Raw genomic sequence first — 16,705 nt, forward strand, 5'->3', positions numbered from 1 at the left:
GTCATGCCCGGATTCGCCGAACTCGCTCTGGGCGCCGCGCCCCTCGCCGGCGGGGCACTGCTCGGGATCGCCGCGGGCAACCTCCGCGGACCTGACTTTCGCGGAATGATCGCCAAGGACATGGACCTGCTCGAGCGCATACCCGACGACCAACCCGAACTCAAGGCGCGACTGAAAGCCAGCATCGACCATCGCATCGAAGACATGATCAGCGCCGCTGAGCGCAGCCGCGACCTGCGGCTGGCGGCAATGTCCTATCGCGGCAACTGGCGCGACGTCGTGGTGTTTCTCTGCGCGATTTTGTTCACCATCGTCTGGTGGAACGTCGACCACGACCGGACGAACTGGTTGCTGATGTTCATCGTGATGATCCTCGCGACCGTCGTCGCGGGGATCTACGCCGCACGCGGACTGCTGCGGTCGCTGCAGATGCTGGTGCGCAGGCGTCGCAGAACTCAGTAGTGGTAGGTGTCCGACGGAGCCGGGATGTGCGCCGGATCGTCGACGTCGTCGAACTCCGACACCTCGATGCCGTACGCACGGGCCAAGTCCAGGATCTTGTTCGCCCTCGCGATACGCGGTAGGTCGGACCCGTTGCGGATCTCACCTCCATCGCGTTCGAACTCGGCGAAAAACTCTTTGGCCCAAGCGATTTCGTCGGGCGACGGGGAGAGTCCCTCGTTGACGGTGCTGCACTGCTCGGGTGTCAGGCAGATCTTGCCCGTCATGCCGAATTCGACGGACACCGCCGTGGCCTCGCTGAGCTTGAGCGCACTCGAACCGACCGTGGGGCCGTCGATCGCGCTCGGGAGGTGGGCGGCCTTCGCCGCGATCGTGAACCGCGATCGCGCGTAGGCGAGGGTGGTCGGATTCTCGCCGAAGCCGGTGTCGCGCCGGAAGTCACCGATGCCGAAGGCCAGCCGGAACGTGCCCTTGGCCGCCGCGATCGCGGTGATGCGCTCGAGTCCCCGCGCCGTTTCGACCAGCGCGACGATCGGCACCCCCGGCAGCCGATTGGCGGTCTCGGTGACGTGGTCGACGGATTCGACCATCGCCAGCATCACCCCTCCGACCGACGTCTTCGCCAGCGCGTCGAGGTCGTCGGCCCACCACGGTGTGCCGAACCCGTTGACGCGGACCCAGTCGGTGTTTCCCTCGTTCAGCCAGCGGACCACGTTGTCGCGGGCGACGGTTTTGTCCTTGGGGGCGACCGCGTCCTCGATGTCCAGGACGACGATGTCGGCTCGGGACCGCACGGCAGGCGCGAACCTGTCGTAGTGTGCGCCGTTCACCAGGAGCCAGCTGCGGGCCAGCACCGGGTCGATGCGCGAGCCGACATCCTCGTGGTCCGCGTGAACGCGATGATCCTGATCGTCCATCGGATCATCGTCGCGTATCGATCGGGCTCGGTGTGCTCGGACCCGGTCAAATGCTCCTCAGTTCGGCAAGGCCGATTCGAACAGCTCCTGCAGCGCGATCCAATGCCGCTCGGCGGCCTCTTCGTCGTACGGGGCGTTGTCGGGCACCGCGAAGCCATGGCCGGCGGGATAGAACTCCACGGTGTGGGCAACGTTCGCCGCGGTCAGCGCCTTGTCGAGGGTCTCGGCGTGCGCGGTGGTGAAGCCTTGGTCCTTCTCGGCGCCGGCGACGTAGACCGTGGCCTTCATACGGTCGGCGAGCAGGTGCGGGCTGGTGGATTCGTCGGTGACCAGCCCGCTGGCGTGGAACGAGCCCGCCGCGGCGACCCGGTCCGGTACGCGGCCGGCGACGATGACCGAGGTGCGCCCGCCCATGCAGTAGCCGCAGACGCCGAACGTGTCGCCCTTGACCTCGGGGCGTGACTGCAGGAAGTCGAAGAATGCCGCGGCGTCGGAGGCCATCATGTCGGGGGTGATCGAGGAGATCATCCCGAACAGGCGTTTGCGCTGCTTCGGCTCGGTGAAGGCGGTCCGCATGTCGAACGGTTCCCAGTCGCCGTGGCGGTAGTACACGTCGGGGAGCAGCACGGCATGGCCGAAGCCGGCCAGCCGCGCGGCCATTTCCTGGAAGGTGTCGCGGACTCCACCGGCGTCGACATACATGACGACGCCGGTCCACGGCCCGGGGCCGTGCGGGGTGTGCAGGGTGACGGGGCAGGTGCCGTCGGGAGTGGCGACGGTCGCGGAGATACTCGGCATGGCTCCGTTCTACTCGCCGGGTCTGCCAGTAAGCTGACCGGCGTGCCGATCGCTGGATCCTTGAGCGCGCCGTATGAGGACCTCCTGCGGTTGGTGATGGAGCGCGGCACCCCGAAATCCGACCGCACCGGCACCGGCACCCGCAGCTTGTTCGGTCACCAGATGCGCTATGACCTCGCGGCCGGTTTTCCGCTCATCACCACCAAGAAGGTGCACACCAAGTCGATCGTCTACGAGCTGTTGTGGTTCCTGCGCGGTGACTCGAACGTGCGCTGGCTGCAGGATCGCGGCGTCACCATTTGGGATGAATGGGCTTCTCCGACAGGGGATCTCGGACCGGTCTACGGTGTGCAGTGGCGATCCTGGCCGACGCCGTCGGGCGAGCACATCGACCAGATCAGCGCCGCGCTGGAGCTGCTGAAGTCAGACCCCGACTCGCGCCGCAACATCGTCTCGGCGTGGAACGTCGGCGAGATTCCGCAGATGGCGCTGCCGCCGTGCCACGCCTTCTTCCAGTTCTACGTCGCTGAGGGCAAACTCTCGTGCCAGCTGTATCAGCGCAGCGCTGATCTTTTCCTCGGGGTGCCGTTCAACATCGCCAGCTACGCGCTGCTCACCCACATGATGGCGGCGCAGGCCGGGCTGGAGGTCGGCGAGTTCATCTGGACGGGCGGGGACTGCCACATCTACGACAACCACGTCGAGCAGGTGCAGTTGCAGCTCAGCCGCGACCCGCGCCCGTATCCGGAACTCGTTCTCGCGCCGCGAGATTCGATCTTCGACTACACCTACGAAGACGTCGCCATCCTCAACTACGATCCGCATCCGGCGATCAAGGCCCCGGTTGCGGTCTGACGTCGGGCTGATCTGGGCCCAGTCGAGTTCTGGTGTCATCGGCCGCGACGGCGGGATCCCGTGGCGGCTGCCCGAGGATCAGGCTCGGTTCAAGGAACTGACGATGGGCCACACCGTCGTCATGGGCAGGTTGACGTGGGAGTCGCTGCCCGCCAAGGTTCGTCCGCTGCCCGGGCGCCGCAACGTGGTGCTCACGCACCGGCGCGACTATGCCGCCGAGGGGGCCGAGGTGGTGGCATCGCTGGACGACGCGTTGACCGATCATCCGGTTTGGGTGATCGGCGGAGCGCAGATCTACACGGCGGCCCTGCCGCTCGCCACGCGCTGCGAGGTGACCGAGGTCGAGATCGACCTGCCGCGCCAGGATGCCGATGTGATGGCCCCGGTGCTCGACGAGTCCTGGATCGGTGCGGCGGGGGATTGGCTGACCAGCACCTCGGGTTTGCGCTATCGGTTCTACAGCTACCGGCGGCGCTGAGCAGCACGCGGTGTCGGTGGTGTCGGGCACGATGGCGGGGTGCCCAGACTCACGGCCGACCAGGCGCGGCGTGTCGCCGTCGCCGCGCAGGGTCTCGCCGAACCGCGTCCGCGGGCGCCTGTCACCCGGGCGCACCTGCGCAGGCTGATCTCGCGTATCCAGGTGTTGCAATTGGATTCGGTGTCGGTGTCGGTGCGCGCCCACTACGCGCCCGTGTTCAGCCGGCTCGGGCCGTACGACCGCGATCTACTCGACAGGGCGGCGTGGAGCCATTCGGCGCGATCCCCGCGGATGCTGGTCGAATATTGGGCGCACGAGGCGGCGCTGATGGCGGTCGACGACTGGCCGCTGCTGCGCTGGCGGATGCGCGAGTACACGCACGGCCGGTGGGGCGAGGAGATCGTCAAGAAGAACGCCAAGCTGGCCGACGAGGTTGTGCGCGCCGTGACCGAGCTTGGCCCGTCGACCGCGGGGCAGATAGAAGCGCATCTGGGCGCGGAGCAGCGGGGTCGCAAAGGCCCGTGGTGGGACCGCAGCGTCACGAAGTGGGTGACCGAGGCGCTGTGGTCGTCGGGAGTGTTGGCGACGGCGACACGGGTCGCGTTCGCGCGGCACTATGACCTGTCCGAGCGGGTGCTGCCGCCGGAGGTGCTTGCGCGTGAGGTCGACGAGGCGGACGCCGTCAGGGAACTCGTGCTGAGGTCTTCGGGCGCGCTGGGTGTCGGCACCGAGCAGGACATCCGGGACTACTTTCGGTTGTCGCCGGCGCAGGCGAAACCCGCGATCGCGAAGTTGGTCGCCGACGGCGAACTGGAACCGGTTGAGGTCGACGGGTGGAAGGCGCCCGCGTATCTGCGGGCGGGACAGATCATTCCGCGGCGCGACCGCGGAACGGCACTGCTGTGCCCGTTCGACCCGATGATCTTCTTCCGCCCGCGGGTCGAGCGCCTGTTCGGTGGCTTCAAGTACCGCATCGAGATCTACACACCGGCGGAAAAGCGGCAGTACGGGTACTACGTGTGGCCGTTTCTGCTCGACGGTGAACTGGTCGGTCGGGTCGACTTGAAGGCCGATCGGGCCAGCGACGCGCTGCATGTTGTCGGCGCGTTCGTGGAGGAGGGCGCGGAGCGGTCGCGGGTTGCGGACGCAGTGGCGGGTGAGTTGAGGACGATGGCGTCGTGGCTCGGCTTAGCCGATGTCACCGTCGGCGACAACGGTGATCTGGCGCGTCTCTTGCGCCGAACGTCGGGTTGACGCAGCCCGACACTCGGCCGGAAAGCCGCTTAGACGCAGTCGGCGCAGATCGTACGGTCCCCGGACTGCAGTGCCAGCCGGCTGTGGTGCTGCACCAGGAAGCAGCTCGAGCAGGTGAACTCGTCGGCCTGCTTCGGCAGCACCCGCACAGTGAGCTCCTCGCCGGACAGGTCCACGTCGGGTAGGTCGATCGGGTCGACCCCATCGCCGTCATCGACGTCGAGAACTGCGACGTCAGCCTGGCCGCGCCTGGCGGCGATCGCCTCGAGTGACTCGTCGACCGCTTCGTCGGTGTCCTTCACACGGGGTGCGTCGTAATCGGTGGCCATCAGTCACACTCCCTCTCTAGATCGGCGTTTGGGTAACACCGATTGAGAACGGGTTTGTTCCCGGCTCGCGCGCGGTCGAAACCTCGATTCTTCGCTTGGTTCGTCGCCGAATGTGCGATCTGATCCGCAGCCACCGGCGAGTCGCGGATGAAACCGCACACCCGGCGTTCGGCTCGACGCCCTGCCACGCGCCGGCCTGCATTATCGACGGTCCGCGTTAGGGTGAGCCGTGGCCGAGACCTCGCCGCTGCGCGTCCAACTGATCGCCAAAACGGAGTTCACCGCGCCGCCGGATGTGCCCTGGGAAACCGACGCCGACGGCGGACCCGCGCTCGTCGAGTTCGCCGGCCGCGCGTGCTATCAGAGCTGGTCCAAACCGAATCCCCGTACGGCCACCAACGCCGGTTACCTTCGCCACATCATCGACGTCGGCCACTTCTCGGTGCTCGAGCACGCGTCGGTCTCCTTCTACATCACCGGCGTCTCCCGGTCGTGCACCCACGAGTTGATCCGCCACCGTCACTTCTCGTACTCGCAGCTCTCGCAGCGCTACGTCCCCGAGCACGACGCGCAGGTCGTGGTTCCGCCGGGCATCGAGGACGACGTGGAGCTGGTCGAGTTGTTCACCGCGGCCACCGATGCGAGCCGCGCCGCCTACACCGAGCTGCTCGAGCGCCTCGAAGCCAGATTCCGGGGCGACGAGCCCGGGGAGAAACTCGGTGTTCTGCGACGCAAGCAGGCGCGACAGGCCGCGCGTGCGGTGCTGCCCAACGCCACTGAGACCCGCATCGTCGTGACCGGCAACTACCGGGCCTGGCGACATTTCATCGCGATGCGGGCCAGCGAGCACGCCGACGTGGAGATTCGTCGGCTGGCCATCGAGTGCCTGCGCCAACTGGTCGACGTCGCACCGCAGGTGTTCAGTGACTTCGAGATCTCCATGCTGTCCGACGGCACGGAGGTCGCCACTTCCCCTCTGGCCACGGAAGCGTGACCATCAGCGAGTAATCTGAGCCCCGTGAGCACCAGCGGAATCGACGCGACGGCCCGGTTGGGCACCGTGCTGACCGCGATGGTGACTCCGTTCAAGCCCGACGGCTCGCTCGACACCGATGCCGCGGCCAGGCTGGCGACCCGGCTCATCGATTCCGGCTGTGACGGACTCGTGCTGTCCGGCACCACCGGCGAGTCGCCGACGACCACCGATGCCGAGAAGATCGCGCTGCTGCGGGCGGTGCTCGACGCCGTCGGCGACCGGGCCCGCATCATCGCCGGTGCGGGCACCTACGACACCGCGCACAGCGTGCAACTGGCCAAGGCGTGCGCGGCCGAGGGCGCACACGGGCTGTTGGTGGTGACGCCGTACTACTCGCGCCCACCGCAGGCCGGGCTGCTGGCCCACTTCACCGCCGTGGCCGACGCGACGCCGCTGCCGGTCGTCCTCTACGACATCCCGCCGCGGTCGGTGGTGTCGATCCAATGGGAAACACTGCACAAGCTTGCCGAGCATCCCAACATCGTGGCCGTCAAGGATGCCAAAGGCGATCTGCACGGCGGCGGACAGATCATCGCCGAGACCGGACTGGCGTACTACTCCGGAGACGACGCACTCAACCTGCCCTGGTTGGCCATGGGCGCCGCCGGATTCGTCAGCGTGTGGGGTCACCTGGCGGCCAGCCAGCTGCGAGAAATGTTGTCGGCCTTTCAATCCGGCGACATCGCGACGGCCCGCAAGATCAACGCCACACTGGGCCCACTCGTCGACGCGCAGGCCCAACTCGGCGGGGTGACGCTGTCGAAGGCCGGTTTGCGGCTGCAGGGCTTCGAGGCCGGCGACCCGAGGCTGCCGCAAGTGCCCGCCACACCTGCACAACTCGACGCGCTGGCCGCCGATATGCGAGCGGCCGCGGTGCTGCGGTAGTGAACGAAGAACTCGACCCACCGGGGCCGTTGGCCCCGGGCGGACTACGGGTCACTGCGCTGGGCGGGATCAGTGAAATCGGCCGGAACATGACCGTTTTCGAGCATCTGGGCCGACTGCTGATCGTCGACTGTGGAGTCTTGTTTCCCACCCACGACGAGCCCGGCGTCGACCTGATCCTGCCCGACCTGCGCCTGATCGAGAACCGGCTCGACGAGGTCGAGGCGCTGGTGCTCACCCACGCGCACGAAGACCACATCGGCGCGATCCCGTTTCTGCTCAAGCTGCGTCGCGACATCCCGGTGGTCGGCTCGCAGTTCACTCTGGCGCTCGTGGCCGAGAAGTGCCGCGAGCACCGGATCAAGCCGGTTTTCATCGAAGTGGACGAGGGCCAGAGTTCCAGACATGGCGTGTTCGAATGCGAATACTTCGCGGTCAACCACTCGATCCCCGGCTGCCTGGCCATCGCGATCCACACCGGCGCCGGCACGGTACTGCACACCGGGGACATCAAGCTCGACCAGTCACCGCCCGACGGCAAGCCCACCGACCTGCCCGGAATGTCACGACTCGGCGATGCCGGCGTCGACCTGTTCCTGTGTGACTCGACCAACGCCGAGATTCCGGGCGTCGGACCGTCGGAGAGCGAGATCGGGCCGAACATGCACCGGCTGATCCGCAGCGCCCAGGGCCGCGTCATCGTGGCGTGTTTCGCCTCCAATGTCGGTCGGGTGCAACAGATCATCGACGCGTCGGTGGCGCTGGGCCGCAAGGTCGCGTTCGTCGGACGGTCGATGGTCCGCAACATGGGCATCGCCAAGGAGCTCGGATACCTCACGCTGGAAAACGATGACGACATCATCGACATCGGCGCCGCGGAGATGATGGCCCCCGAGCGCGTCGTGCTCGTCACCACCGGTACGCAGGGCGAGCCGATGGCGGCGCTGTCGCGGATGTCGCGCGGTGAGCACCGCAGCATCACGCTGACCGCGGGCGACCTCATCATCATGTCGTCATCGCAGATACCGGGCAACGAGGAAGCGATTTTCGGAGTGCTGGACGCGCTGGCGAAGATCGGTGCTCGGGTCGTCACGAATGCGCAAGTCCGCGTTCATGTCACCGGGCACGCTTACGCCGGTGAACTGCTGTTCCTCTACAACGGCGTGCGCCCTCGCAACGTGATGCCCGTGCACGGCACCTGGCGGATGTTGCGCGCCAACGCAGGTCTGGCCGCCCGCACAGGGGTCCCCGAGGACAACATCGTGCTGGCCGAGAACGGCGTCAGCGTCGACCTGGTGGCAGGCCGGGCGTCGATCGCCGGAGCGGTGCCCACCGGGAAGATGTTCGTCGACGGGTTGGTCACCGGCGATGTCGGTGACGCCGTGGTCGGCGAACGGCTCACGCTCTCGTCGGGGTTCATCGGCATCACCGTCGTCGTACAGCGCGGCACCGGAAAGCCCGCGGCCGCACCGCATCTGCACTCACGCGGCTTCTCCGAGGATCCCAAGGCTCTCGAACCGGCCACCCGCAAGGTCGAAGAGGCGCTCGAATCGCTTGTGGCCGAACGGGTCACCGACCTCAACCGCATCGCGCAGGCGTCCCGCCGCGCCGTCGGCAAGTGGGTGGGGGAGACCTACCGCCGCCAGCCGATGATCGTGCCGACGGTCATCGAGATCTAGGTCGAGGTCTAGCCGGGTGACATAGCGGTGCGGTCGCCGTTGTCACACCGGCCTCACCAGCGGTTGTCACGCCGGCCCACCAGCCTCCGTGGGACCCAGTTGCCGGCTGCCCGCCTCTGAGCGAATTATTCGCTACTAACGAATATTTCGCTCGTAGCTGGACAGTAAGAGCATGCACTCACCGAGAGGAAGAAGAGGCGGCTGTGACTGCTGATCCACCAGGCCCCCAATGCATCGAGGTCCATTACGTCTCCCCGCATCGAGACCGGGACATCTCGCCGCCTTCGCGAGATCGTCAGCGCTTGTTGACCGACCCGGCGTCGACGGGGAGCGCGACACCGGTGACATAGCGCGCCGCATCGGAAACCAACCACGCCACCGCATTCGCGATGTCCTCGGGCTGCAACACCTGCACCGGCAACGCATTGCCCATGTCCTGCGGGGTCTTCTCCGCGATGCTGCCCAGCCACTGCCGCGTCGCTTCATTGTTGATCATCGGGGTGTCCACGCCGGCGGGATGCACCGAGTTCACACGGATGTTATGTGGTGCAAGCAGATTGGCGTAGAGCCGCATCAACCCGACGATGCCGTGCTTGGCGGCGACGTAGCCGATCGCGCCGGGGTCGTCGCTGCCCATCCCGACCAAGCCGACCACGGAACTGGTGAGCACGATCGAGCCGCCCTCGCCATGGGCGATCAACGCTTCCTTGGACACCTCGACCGTGTGGTGCACGCCGGTGAGGTTCACGTCGATCACATCGCGCCACCCGTCGGCGCCCGACTGCATCGGCGCGATACCTGCGTTGGCGACGACGATGTCCAGGCGGCCGAACTCGTCGACCCCGGCATGCAGCGCTGTGGCCAACGCATCCTGATCGCGGACATCGGCCTGGCGCGCCACTATTCGCGCGCCGGTGTCCTTGACGAGCTTCACCGTTTCGGCCAGATCATCGGCCGTCGCCAACGGATAGGGCACGGACGCGATCTGGTCACAGAGATCCACGGCGATGATGTCCGCGCCGTCGGAGCCCAGCTTCACCGCCTCCGCGCGGCCCTGGCCCCGTGCCGCGCCGGTGATGAACGCGACTTTGCCTGCAAGCCCGGGCATCAGGACCGCAGCGCGCCCTTGCTGGGGTCGCCGGCGACGACCGGCTGCAGCATCTTGATGTCGGGCGCGCCGTCGAGGTGCTCGCCGACCGTGCCGAACAGCTCCCCGATGGCCGGAGCGGTGCTGTGTGTCTTCAACGCGTCCTCGTCGGCCCATTGCTCGACGAACACGAAGGTGCCGTTCGCTTCGTGCAGCGCATAGAGCTCGCAGCCGGGCTCCTGGTGGACCGCCTCGATCGCTTTCTTGCAGGCCTCCCGCACGGTGTCGACGGATTCGGGTTTGGCGGTCATGGTGGCGACAACGACAACTTTGTTCTGGCTGGGCATCGGGCGGACTGACTCCTCGGTGAGTGCTGCTGGACGAGTGCACAGCCTACTCACCGACACCCGCACCGCGGGCAGCGCTTTGCTGATGACGTGGTGGTCGGCAAGCCCGCCCACGTGGCGATTCGGTCGTTTCCGCGCGGTAAGTCGCAAAAGGGCATCAATCGATACGGATCTGTAACCCGTGTGGCAGATAGTGATTGTGGGGCTAGAGCGACTAGGCTTACATGCATGCCTAGTAAGACCGCAGCGCGCTCTGGAAGTCGTTCGGCCAGGTCAAAGCCGGCTGCGCGATCGGGTCGCCGGGCGGCGCCGCGACGTAAGCCGGCAGCGCGCCGGACGTCGTCACCCATCTCGTCGGCCGGCGCCTCGGTGGGGCGCGGTGTGCGGGCGGGTTGGTTGATGTTGGCCAAAGGTGCCGGCACCACCGCACGTTCGGTCGGTCGCGCCCGCGATCTGGAACCCGGCCATCGGCGTGACGGCATCGCGTTGGCACTTCTCGGCTTGGCCGTGATCGTCGCGGCCAGTTCATGGTTCAGCGCCGCCGGTCCGGTTGGCGACTGGCTCGACACGTTTCTAGGGACGTTGATCGGTGCCGCCGTAGTGCTTGTCCCGCTGGCATTGGCCGCCATCGGTGTGACGCTCATGCGCACCGAACCGGACCCGGACGCCAGGCCGAGGCTGATCCTGGGTTCGGCGATGATCGCGCTGCCCGCCCTCGGGTTGTGGCATCTGTGGGCCGGTTCGCCGCAGGATCCGGCGGCGCGTCGACAAGCGTCGGGCTTCTTCGGGTTCGCAATAGGCGGTCCCCTCTCCGACGGGCTGACAGCGTGGATCGCCGCGCCGCTGTTGTTCATCGGTGTGTTGTTCGGTGTATTGCTGGTGACCGGCACGACGATTCGCGAAGTGCCCGCGACGGTACGGTCCATGTTCTCCGCGCGTGGTTACGACGATTACGACGGCGACGATTACAACGACGACGATTACGACGGCGATTACGACGGCGAGGACACCGCCGTCCTCTCCGACTCCGACGACTTCTCCGACGGCTACTACGACGACCCGTCGAGCGATCCGGCTCAGGCGTGGCCCATCGGCTCGCCCATGGAGAACTATCCGCTATCCGACGAAGCGCCGACCGTCCCCGAACCGACCGCGAAGACCCGCAAGAAGAAGCCGAAACAGTCGACGTTGTCGTTGGACCGAGTCGTCGACGGACCGTACGCGCTGCCGTCACTGGATCTTCTGATCGCCGGTGATCCTCCGAAACGCCGCAGCGCGGGCAACGATCGGATGATCGAGGCGATCACCGAGGTGCTCGACCAGTTCAAGGTCGACGCATCGGTCACCGGCTGCACCCGGGGTCCGACCGTCACGCGTTACCAGGTCGAGCTCGGGCCGGGCGTCAAAGTGGAGAAGATCACTGCGCTGCAACGCAATATCGCCTATGCAGTCGCAACCGAGAGCGTGCGGATGCTGGCGCCGATTCCCGGCAAGTCCGCGGTCGGCATCGAGGTTCCCAACGTCGACCGCGAAATGGTGCGTCTGGCTGACGTGCTGACCGATCCGGATACCCGGAGCGACCACCACCCACTGGTCATCGGTCTGGGTAAAGACATTGAAGGCGAGTACATTTCGGCGAACCTTGCCAAGATGCCGCATCTGCTGGTCGCCGGCTCGACCGGTTCGGGTAAGTCGAGCTTCGTGAACTCGATGCTGGTGTCCCTTTTGGTGCGGGCCACACCGGAAGAGGTCAGGATGATCCTGATCGACCCGAAGATGGTGGAACTGACGCCCTACGAGGGTATTCCGCACCTCATCACGCCGATCATCACCCAGCCGAAGAAGGCCGCCGCCGCGCTGGCGTGGCTGGTCGAGGAGATGGAGCAGCGCTACCAGGACATGCAGGCCTCGCGGGTGCGTCACATCGACGACTTCAACAAGAAGGTGCGCTCCGGCGAGATCACCACGCCGCTGGGCAGCCAGCGCGAGTACAAGCCCTACCCGTACATCGTCGCGATCGTCGACGAGTTGGCCGACCTCATGATGACTGCCCCCCGCGATGTCGAGGACGCGATCGTGCGCATCACCCAGAAGGCCCGCGCGGCGGGCATTCACCTGGTGCTGGCCACGCAGCGGCCGTCGGTGGACGTCGTCACCGGCCTCATCAAGACCAACGTGCCGTCACGGTTGGCGTTCGCGACGTCGTCATTGACCGACAGCCGCGTCATCCTCGACCAGCAGGGCGCCGAGAAGCTGATCGGCATGGGCGACGGGCTGTTCCTGCCGATGGGTGCCAACAAGCCGATTCGGCTGCAGGGAGCGTTCATCACCGACGACGAGATCCATGCCGTCGTGGAAGCGACCAAGTCTCAGGCCGAACCCGAGTACACCGAGGGCGTCACCAACGCCAAGACCCACAGCGAGCGCACCGACGTCGACCCCGACATCGGCGACGACATGGACGTCTTCCTGCAGGCGGTCGAGCTGGTGGTGTCGAGCCAGTTCGGGTCGACGTCGATGTTGCAGCGCAAACTGCGCGTCGGGTTCGCCAAGGCCGGCCGGTTGATGGATCTGATGGAGACCCGCAACATCGTCGGGCCGAGCGAGGGTTCCAAGGCTCGCGAAGTCCTCGTCAAACCCGACGAACTGGCGGCGACGCTGGCGTCGATCCGCGGATCGGACACCGGCAGCGACGACGACGACGGGTGATTTGCTAGAGGGTCAACAGCATTCGGGTGTTGCCGAGGATGTTCGGCTTGACGTAGGACAGGTCGAGGAACTCGGCGACGCCGGTGTCGTACGAGCGGCACATCTCCTCGTAGACCTCGGCGGTGACGGGCGTTCCGTCGATCTCCCGAAACCCGTGCCTGCTGAAGAACTCGACTTCGAAGGTGAGCACGAAGATCCGCTCGAGGCGCAACTCGCGGGCGACGTCGAGCAGTTTGTCGACGATCGCATGCCCGACGCCCTGGCTCCTGACCTTCGGATGCACCGCGACGGTGCGCACCTCGCCGAGGTCGGACCACAGCACGTGTAGCGCCCCGCAGCCGATCACTTCGCCGTCCAGTTCGGCGACCCAGAACTCCTGCACAGCCTCATAGAGCGTCACCAGATTCTTCTCCAACAGGATCTTGCCGGAGTAGATGTCGACCAAGCCCTTGATGGCGGGGACATCCGAGGTTCGTGCACGCCGCACGACGACCTCGCCGGAATCTGCGCTCACAGGTGGAGAGTATCGGTTCGAGCAAACGATATTCTGTTGCGGTGTCGGGCCAACCCCATACTGATCCACTGGTTCCGCGCGCCCGCATAGCGAACATCGCGAATGTGCTCACCGGCGTGCGGATGGCGTTGGTTCCGGTCTTCCTCGTATTGCTCTTCGTCGGCGACGGGCATGAAACATTCTGGCGCATAGCCGCATTCGTGGTGTTCACCGTCGCCGTGATCACCGACCGGTTCGACGGGGCGTTGGCCCGCAACTACGGCATGGTGACAGAGTTCGGCACGCTGGCCGACCCCATCGCCGACAAGGCCCTCATCGGCGCCGCGCTGATCGGGCTCTCGGTGCTGGGCGACCTACCGTGGTGGATCACGGTGGTGATCCTCACCCGCGAGATCGGCATCACCGCCCTGCGGTTCGCCGTGTTGCGCCACGGTGTGATACCCGCCAGCCGCGGCGGCAAGCTCAAAACCCTCGTGCAAGGGGTGGCGATCGGACTGTTCGTGCTGCCGCTGTCCGGTCCATGGCTCGCCGCTGCGTGGGTGGTGATGTGGGTGGCCGTCATCCTGACGGTGCTCACCGGGGTCGATTACGTCGTGACGGCGATCAAGGACTCCCGTGGACGCCCCGCTGGTCAGTGACGTGGCAGCGCCGACCGCTCGGGCACTCGCCGTCGTCCGCCTGCGCGCAGTCCTCACCGACCAGTGATCCGCCAGTGATCTGCGCCATCCGGGAACCAACCGGGCCGCGCTCAGCGTTGCCCTAGTGAACCCCCAGAACTGACCCCGAAGGGAGAGCCCGATGACGGCATTGCTGCGCGAGGTGATCGGCGACGTGCTGCGTCGTGTCCGCGTCGATCAGGGACGCACCCTGCGCGAGGTGTCCGACACCGCCCGGGTCAGCTTGGGCTACCTCTCCGAGGTCGAACGCGGCCGCAAGGAAGCGTCGAGCGAATTGCTCAGCGCCATCTGCGGTGCCCTGGACGTTCCGCTCTCGCGAGTGCTCTTCGACGCCGGTCAGCAGATGGAGCGTGAGGAGCGTGCCGCCTTCGCCGGTTCCGCCAATATCGACGCCACCACCAAGGTGGTCATTCCTCAGGTCGTGTCGATGGCGGTTGCCTGAGCCGCTGAGCCGACCATTACTGACTGTGGCTATACGCGTTGACCCGATAGATTGGGCAGCACGGGAAGCCGGGCCGGCGAGTACGGCACAACGACACGAAGGCGGAGTGAACTGACATGGCCAATCCGTTCGTCAAGGCGTGGAAGTACCTCATGGCGCTGTTCAGCTCCAAGGTGGACGAATACGCCGACCCGAAAGTGCAGATCCAGCAGGCCATCGAGGAAGCCCAACGTCAGCATCAGGCCCTGACCCAGCAGGCCGCCCAGGTGATCGGCAACCAGCGTCAGCTGGAGATGCGCCTCAACCGCCAGCTCGCCGACATCGAGAAACTGCAGGTCAACGTGCGGCAGGCGCTCACGCTGGCCGATCAGGCCGTCGCCAACGGCGATGCCGCCAAGGCCACCGAGTACAACAACGCCGCCGAGGCGTTCGCCGCGCAGCTGGTGACCGCCGAGCAGAGCGTCGAGGATCTCAAGACGCTGCACGACCAGGCCCTCAATGCGGCCGGCCAGGCCAAGAAGGCCGTCGAGCAGAACGCGATGATGCTGCAGCAGAAGATCGCCGAGCGCACCAAGCTGCTGTCCCAGCTCGAACAGGCCAAGATGCAGGAACAGGTCAGCTCGTCGTTGCGCTCGATGAGCGAGTTGGCCGCCCCGGGTACCACGCCCAGCCTCGACGAGGTGCGTCAGAAGATCGAGCGCCGGTACGCGAACGCCATGGGCGAGGCCGAGCTGGCGCAGAACTCGGTGCAGGGCCGGATGTTGGAGGTCCAGCAGGCCAGCGTCCAGATGGCCGGGCATTCCCGGCTGGAGCAGATCCGGGCCTCGATGCGCGGCGAACAGCTACCCGCAGGCGGTAACGCGGCGTCGCAGCCCGCGGCCCCGGCGACCAACCCGCAGCAGGCGACGCCGGAAAATCCGTTGTCTCAATAGTTCGTGAGGACACCAGTGAGTTCGCAGAGGAGTCGACCCGAGCCGTGGCGCTCGCTGGTGCAGCGCGGTGTCCAGACCGGCATAGACACGGCCGCCGAGTGGTCCGATGTACTGGCCGACAAGCTGAACGCCGCCGCTGACCCGCGCGCGAAGCTGCTCCGGAAGCGGCGCTGGGCACTGCGACTCACGCTGTTCTTCACGATTGCCTGCGTGTTCTGGATTGGTGTCACCGGCGTGGTGGCGGCGTGGGATGTCCCTGCATGGGCGATTCTGATTCCGTCGCCCATCGCGGTCGGCGCCGCCTTCCTGGCCACGCTGACGTTCCTGCGGTACCGCTGGCTGCGACGCGAGCCGCTGCCCCCTCCGCGGTCCCGCGCCACCCGCAGGCTGCCACCGCGGGGGTCGGCCGCGCGCCGACCGATGGCCGCGCTGGCGGCCTCTGAGCGTGGGTTGTTCTCGCTGCTCGGGGTCATGGAGCGGGGACGGATGCTGCCACCCGATGAACTCCGTGAATTGACCGCCGCGGCGAACCACACCGCGGCGACCATGGCCGCCACCGCGAACGAAGTGACGTCGATGGAGCGCGCGATCCGCGCGACGCCGCAGTCGCGCGCGCATTTGGCGCCCACCATTGCCGCGTTCACGGCGCAACTCGATCACGGGGCGCGCCAGTACAGCGAAATGGTCAACGCCGCGGCGCAATTGGTGTCGGCGGCCAACACCGGACCGACGTCGACCTCACCGATGTGGCAGCAGCGCTACCGCGACGAGTTGTCCAACGCCACCGACCGCCTCGTCGGCTGGGCCCAGGCGTTCAACGAGCTGGGCCACGTCCGCGGCGCCTGACTACATCGTGGGGCGAAGCGACGGGAACACGGTCGCGACCAGTCCACGCACCGTGGCCTTGAGGAAGTCGAGGGTGTCGAAGTAGTCGCGCCACAACGTGATTCGGCCGGCGTGCACTTCGAACGTTCCGCACACCCAGAACTGCAGGCGCACCGGTCCGAACACCAGCGCGTCGGTGCGTTCGGTGAGCACGGAGCTGCCGTCGGCGGCGATGCGGTGGACCTTCACCTCGAAGCCGAGCCGACCCTGACCGCGGCGCATCAGGCCGATGATGCGCTGGCGGCCGCGGATCGTGGGATAGCCGACGTTGTGCCATTCGGCGTTGTCGGCGAGCAGGCCGTCGGCGGTGTCGAAATCCTCGTCCTGCAAGGCGTACAGGAATGTCTCCACCGCCCGGATGTTGTCGACGTCGGTCGTGAGTTGAGAAGCCTGGTCGGTCATGCGGACAGCCTAGTGCC

19 protein-coding genes are annotated in these 16,705 nt (G+C 66.6%); 12 read left to right on the forward strand and 7 right to left on the reverse strand.

The features are described 5' to 3' along the window. Positions 1 to 3: 3 nt before the first annotated feature. Complete coding sequence (locus tag AU193_RS20195; RefSeq protein ID WP_064424160.1) at positions 4 to 462, forward strand: hypothetical protein; 459 nt, start codon at positions 4 to 6, stop codon at positions 460 to 462. Here the strand turns inward: AU193_RS20195 and AU193_RS20200 are convergent. Further along, positions 456 to 1,379, reverse strand: coding sequence for a CoA ester lyase (locus AU193_RS20200; protein WP_064424161.1), 924 nt, complete (start codon positions 1,377 to 1,379; stop codon positions 456 to 458). The two genes, AU193_RS20195 and AU193_RS20200, sit on opposite strands and share 7 nt — an antisense overlap. Before the next feature lie 57 nt (positions 1,380 to 1,436). Further along, positions 1,437 to 2,177 (reverse strand): dienelactone hydrolase family protein, encoded by a 741-nt coding sequence (locus AU193_RS20205; RefSeq protein ID WP_064424162.1) that lies wholly within the window; start codon positions 2,175 to 2,177, stop codon positions 1,437 to 1,439. A 96-nt stretch (positions 2,178 to 2,273) separates the two neighbouring features. On the opposite strand from AU193_RS20205, the gene AU193_RS20210 reads away from it, so the two are divergent. Genes AU193_RS20210 through AU193_RS20220 form a run of 3 tightly spaced genes read left to right on the forward strand, consistent with a single transcriptional unit; the run spans position 2,274 to position 4,764 of the window. Then, a complete protein-coding gene (locus AU193_RS20210) occupies positions 2,274 to 3,032 on the forward strand; it encodes a thymidylate synthase (RefSeq protein WP_064424261.1) in 759 nt (252 codons plus the stop codon). Further along, positions 3,022 to 3,510 carry a dihydrofolate reductase gene (locus tag AU193_RS20215; protein WP_064424163.1) on the forward strand — a complete coding sequence of 163 codons (489 nt, stop codon included), beginning with the start codon at positions 3,022 to 3,024 and terminating at the stop codon, positions 3,508 to 3,510. The genes AU193_RS20210 and AU193_RS20215 overlap by 11 nt, the downstream gene beginning before the upstream one ends. Positions 3,511 to 3,549: 39 nt before the next feature. Then, positions 3,550 to 4,764 carry a winged helix-turn-helix domain-containing protein gene (locus AU193_RS20220; RefSeq protein WP_064424164.1) on the forward strand — a complete coding sequence of 405 codons (1,215 nt, stop codon included), beginning with the start codon at positions 3,550 to 3,552 and terminating at the stop codon, positions 4,762 to 4,764. Positions 4,765 to 4,793: 29 nt separating this feature from the next. Here AU193_RS20220 and AU193_RS20225 read toward each other — a convergent pair whose 3' ends face one another. Continuing rightward, on the reverse strand, positions 4,794 to 5,093 hold the full coding sequence (locus AU193_RS20225; protein ID WP_064424165.1) for a DUF4193 domain-containing protein: 300 nt from the start codon (positions 5,091 to 5,093) through the stop codon (positions 4,794 to 4,796). A 229-nt stretch (positions 5,094 to 5,322) separates the two neighbouring features. Between AU193_RS20225 and thyX the strand changes: the two genes are divergently transcribed. From thyX to AU193_RS20240, 3 genes are read left to right on the forward strand one after another with little or no spacing between them, the layout of a single operon-like run. After that, positions 5,323 to 6,087, forward strand: a complete 765-nt coding sequence (thyX, locus tag AU193_RS20230) for an FAD-dependent thymidylate synthase (protein ID WP_064424166.1) — start codon at positions 5,323 to 5,325, stop codon at positions 6,085 to 6,087. A gap of 24 nt (positions 6,088 to 6,111) precedes the next feature. Continuing rightward, complete coding sequence (gene dapA / locus AU193_RS20235; protein ID WP_064424167.1) at positions 6,112 to 7,014, forward strand: 4-hydroxy-tetrahydrodipicolinate synthase; 903 nt, start codon at positions 6,112 to 6,114, stop codon at positions 7,012 to 7,014. Then, positions 7,014 to 8,693, forward strand: coding sequence for a ribonuclease J (locus AU193_RS20240; protein WP_064424168.1), 1,680 nt, complete (start codon positions 7,014 to 7,016; stop codon positions 8,691 to 8,693). Before dapA ends, AU193_RS20240 begins: the two co-directional genes overlap by 1 nt. Positions 8,694 to 8,988: 295 nt before the next feature. Here AU193_RS20240 and AU193_RS20245 read toward each other — a convergent pair whose 3' ends face one another. Next, a complete protein-coding gene (locus tag AU193_RS20245; protein WP_064424169.1) occupies positions 8,989 to 9,801 on the reverse strand; it encodes a mycofactocin-coupled SDR family oxidoreductase in 813 nt (270 codons plus the stop codon). Beyond that, complete coding sequence (locus AU193_RS20250) at positions 9,801 to 10,127, reverse strand: putative quinol monooxygenase (protein WP_064424262.1); 327 nt, start codon at positions 10,125 to 10,127, stop codon at positions 9,801 to 9,803. Before AU193_RS20250 ends, AU193_RS20245 begins: the two co-directional genes overlap by 1 nt. 399 nt (positions 10,128 to 10,526) lie before the next feature. Here AU193_RS20250 and AU193_RS20255 point away from each other — a divergent pair, with 399 nt between their 5' ends. Beyond that, positions 10,527 to 12,836 (forward strand): DNA translocase FtsK, encoded by a 2,310-nt coding sequence (locus tag AU193_RS20255; protein WP_253867978.1) that lies wholly within the window; start codon positions 10,527 to 10,529, stop codon positions 12,834 to 12,836. Between the two features lie 4 nt (positions 12,837 to 12,840). Here the strand turns inward: AU193_RS20255 and AU193_RS20260 are convergent, their stop codons facing one another. Beyond that, the gene (locus tag AU193_RS20260) at positions 12,841 to 13,350 is read right to left on the reverse strand and encodes an amino-acid N-acetyltransferase (protein ID WP_172798374.1); all 510 of its coding nucleotides are present in this window, start codon (positions 13,348 to 13,350) and stop codon (positions 12,841 to 12,843) included. 41 nt (positions 13,351 to 13,391) lie between these two features. Between AU193_RS20260 and pgsA the strand changes: the two genes are divergently transcribed. From pgsA to AU193_RS20280, 4 genes are all read left to right on the forward strand, one after another. Continuing rightward, the gene (pgsA, locus tag AU193_RS20265; RefSeq protein WP_064424171.1) at positions 13,392 to 13,988 is read left to right on the forward strand and encodes a CDP-diacylglycerol--glycerol-3-phosphate 3-phosphatidyltransferase; all 597 of its coding nucleotides are present in this window, start codon (positions 13,392 to 13,394) and stop codon (positions 13,986 to 13,988) included. 160 nt (positions 13,989 to 14,148) lie between these two features. Continuing rightward, a complete protein-coding gene (clgR, locus tag AU193_RS20270; protein WP_064424172.1) occupies positions 14,149 to 14,469 on the forward strand; it encodes a transcriptional regulator ClgR in 321 nt (106 codons plus the stop codon). 116 nt (positions 14,470 to 14,585) lie between these two features. Continuing rightward, positions 14,586 to 15,401: a phage shock protein PspA gene (pspA, locus tag AU193_RS20275; RefSeq protein WP_064424173.1), complete on the forward strand. Its 816-nt coding sequence runs from the start codon at positions 14,586 to 14,588 to the stop codon at positions 15,399 to 15,401. Positions 15,402 to 15,416: 15 nt separating this feature from the next. Beyond that, complete coding sequence (locus tag AU193_RS20280) at positions 15,417 to 16,247, forward strand: hypothetical protein (protein ID WP_064424174.1); 831 nt, start codon at positions 15,417 to 15,419, stop codon at positions 16,245 to 16,247. On the opposite strand, the gene AU193_RS20285 is transcribed toward AU193_RS20280, so the two are convergent. Next, positions 16,248 to 16,688: a limonene-1,2-epoxide hydrolase family protein gene (locus AU193_RS20285; RefSeq protein WP_064424175.1), complete on the reverse strand. Its 441-nt coding sequence runs from the start codon at positions 16,686 to 16,688 to the stop codon at positions 16,248 to 16,250. It abuts the gene before it with no gap. Positions 16,689 to 16,705: the final 17 nt, after the last annotated feature.

It is taken from the genome of Mycobacterium sp. GA-1285, assembly GCF_001499905.1.
Taxonomy (GTDB): domain Bacteria; phylum Actinomycetota; class Actinomycetes; order Mycobacteriales; family Mycobacteriaceae; genus Mycobacterium.

Bases quoted from the DNA above. Each gene is read 5' to 3' on its own strand.
- AU193_RS20225 (WP_064424165.1), bottom strand. From the start codon at position 5,093: ATGGCCACCGATTACGACGCACCCCGTGTGAAGGACACCGACGAAGCG.
- AU193_RS20255 (WP_253867978.1), top strand. From the start codon at position 10,527: ATGTTGGCCAAAGGTGCCGGCACCACCGCACGTTCGGTCGGTCGCGCC.
- AU193_RS20250 (WP_064424262.1), bottom strand. From the start codon at position 10,127: ATGCCCAGCCAGAACAAAGTTGTCGTTGTCGCCACCATGACCGCCAAA.
- AU193_RS20285 (WP_064424175.1), bottom strand. From the start codon at position 16,688: ATGACCGACCAGGCTTCTCAACTCACGACCGACGTCGACAACATCCGG.
- AU193_RS20210 (WP_064424261.1), top strand. From the start codon at position 2,274: ATGGAGCGCGGCACCCCGAAATCCGACCGCACCGGCACCGGCACCCGC.
- AU193_RS20245 (WP_064424169.1), bottom strand. From the start codon at position 9,801: ATGCCCGGGCTTGCAGGCAAAGTCGCGTTCATCACCGGCGCGGCACGG.
- AU193_RS20205 (WP_064424162.1), bottom strand. From the start codon at position 2,177: ATGCCGAGTATCTCCGCGACCGTCGCCACTCCCGACGGCACCTGCCCC.
- pspA (WP_064424173.1), top strand. From the start codon at position 14,586: ATGGCCAATCCGTTCGTCAAGGCGTGGAAGTACCTCATGGCGCTGTTC.
- AU193_RS20200 (WP_064424161.1), bottom strand. From the start codon at position 1,379: ATGGACGATCAGGATCATCGCGTTCACGCGGACCACGAGGATGTCGGC.
- AU193_RS20195 (WP_064424160.1), top strand. From the start codon at position 4: ATGCCCGGATTCGCCGAACTCGCTCTGGGCGCCGCGCCCCTCGCCGGC.
- clgR (WP_064424172.1), top strand. From the start codon at position 14,149: ATGACGGCATTGCTGCGCGAGGTGATCGGCGACGTGCTGCGTCGTGTC.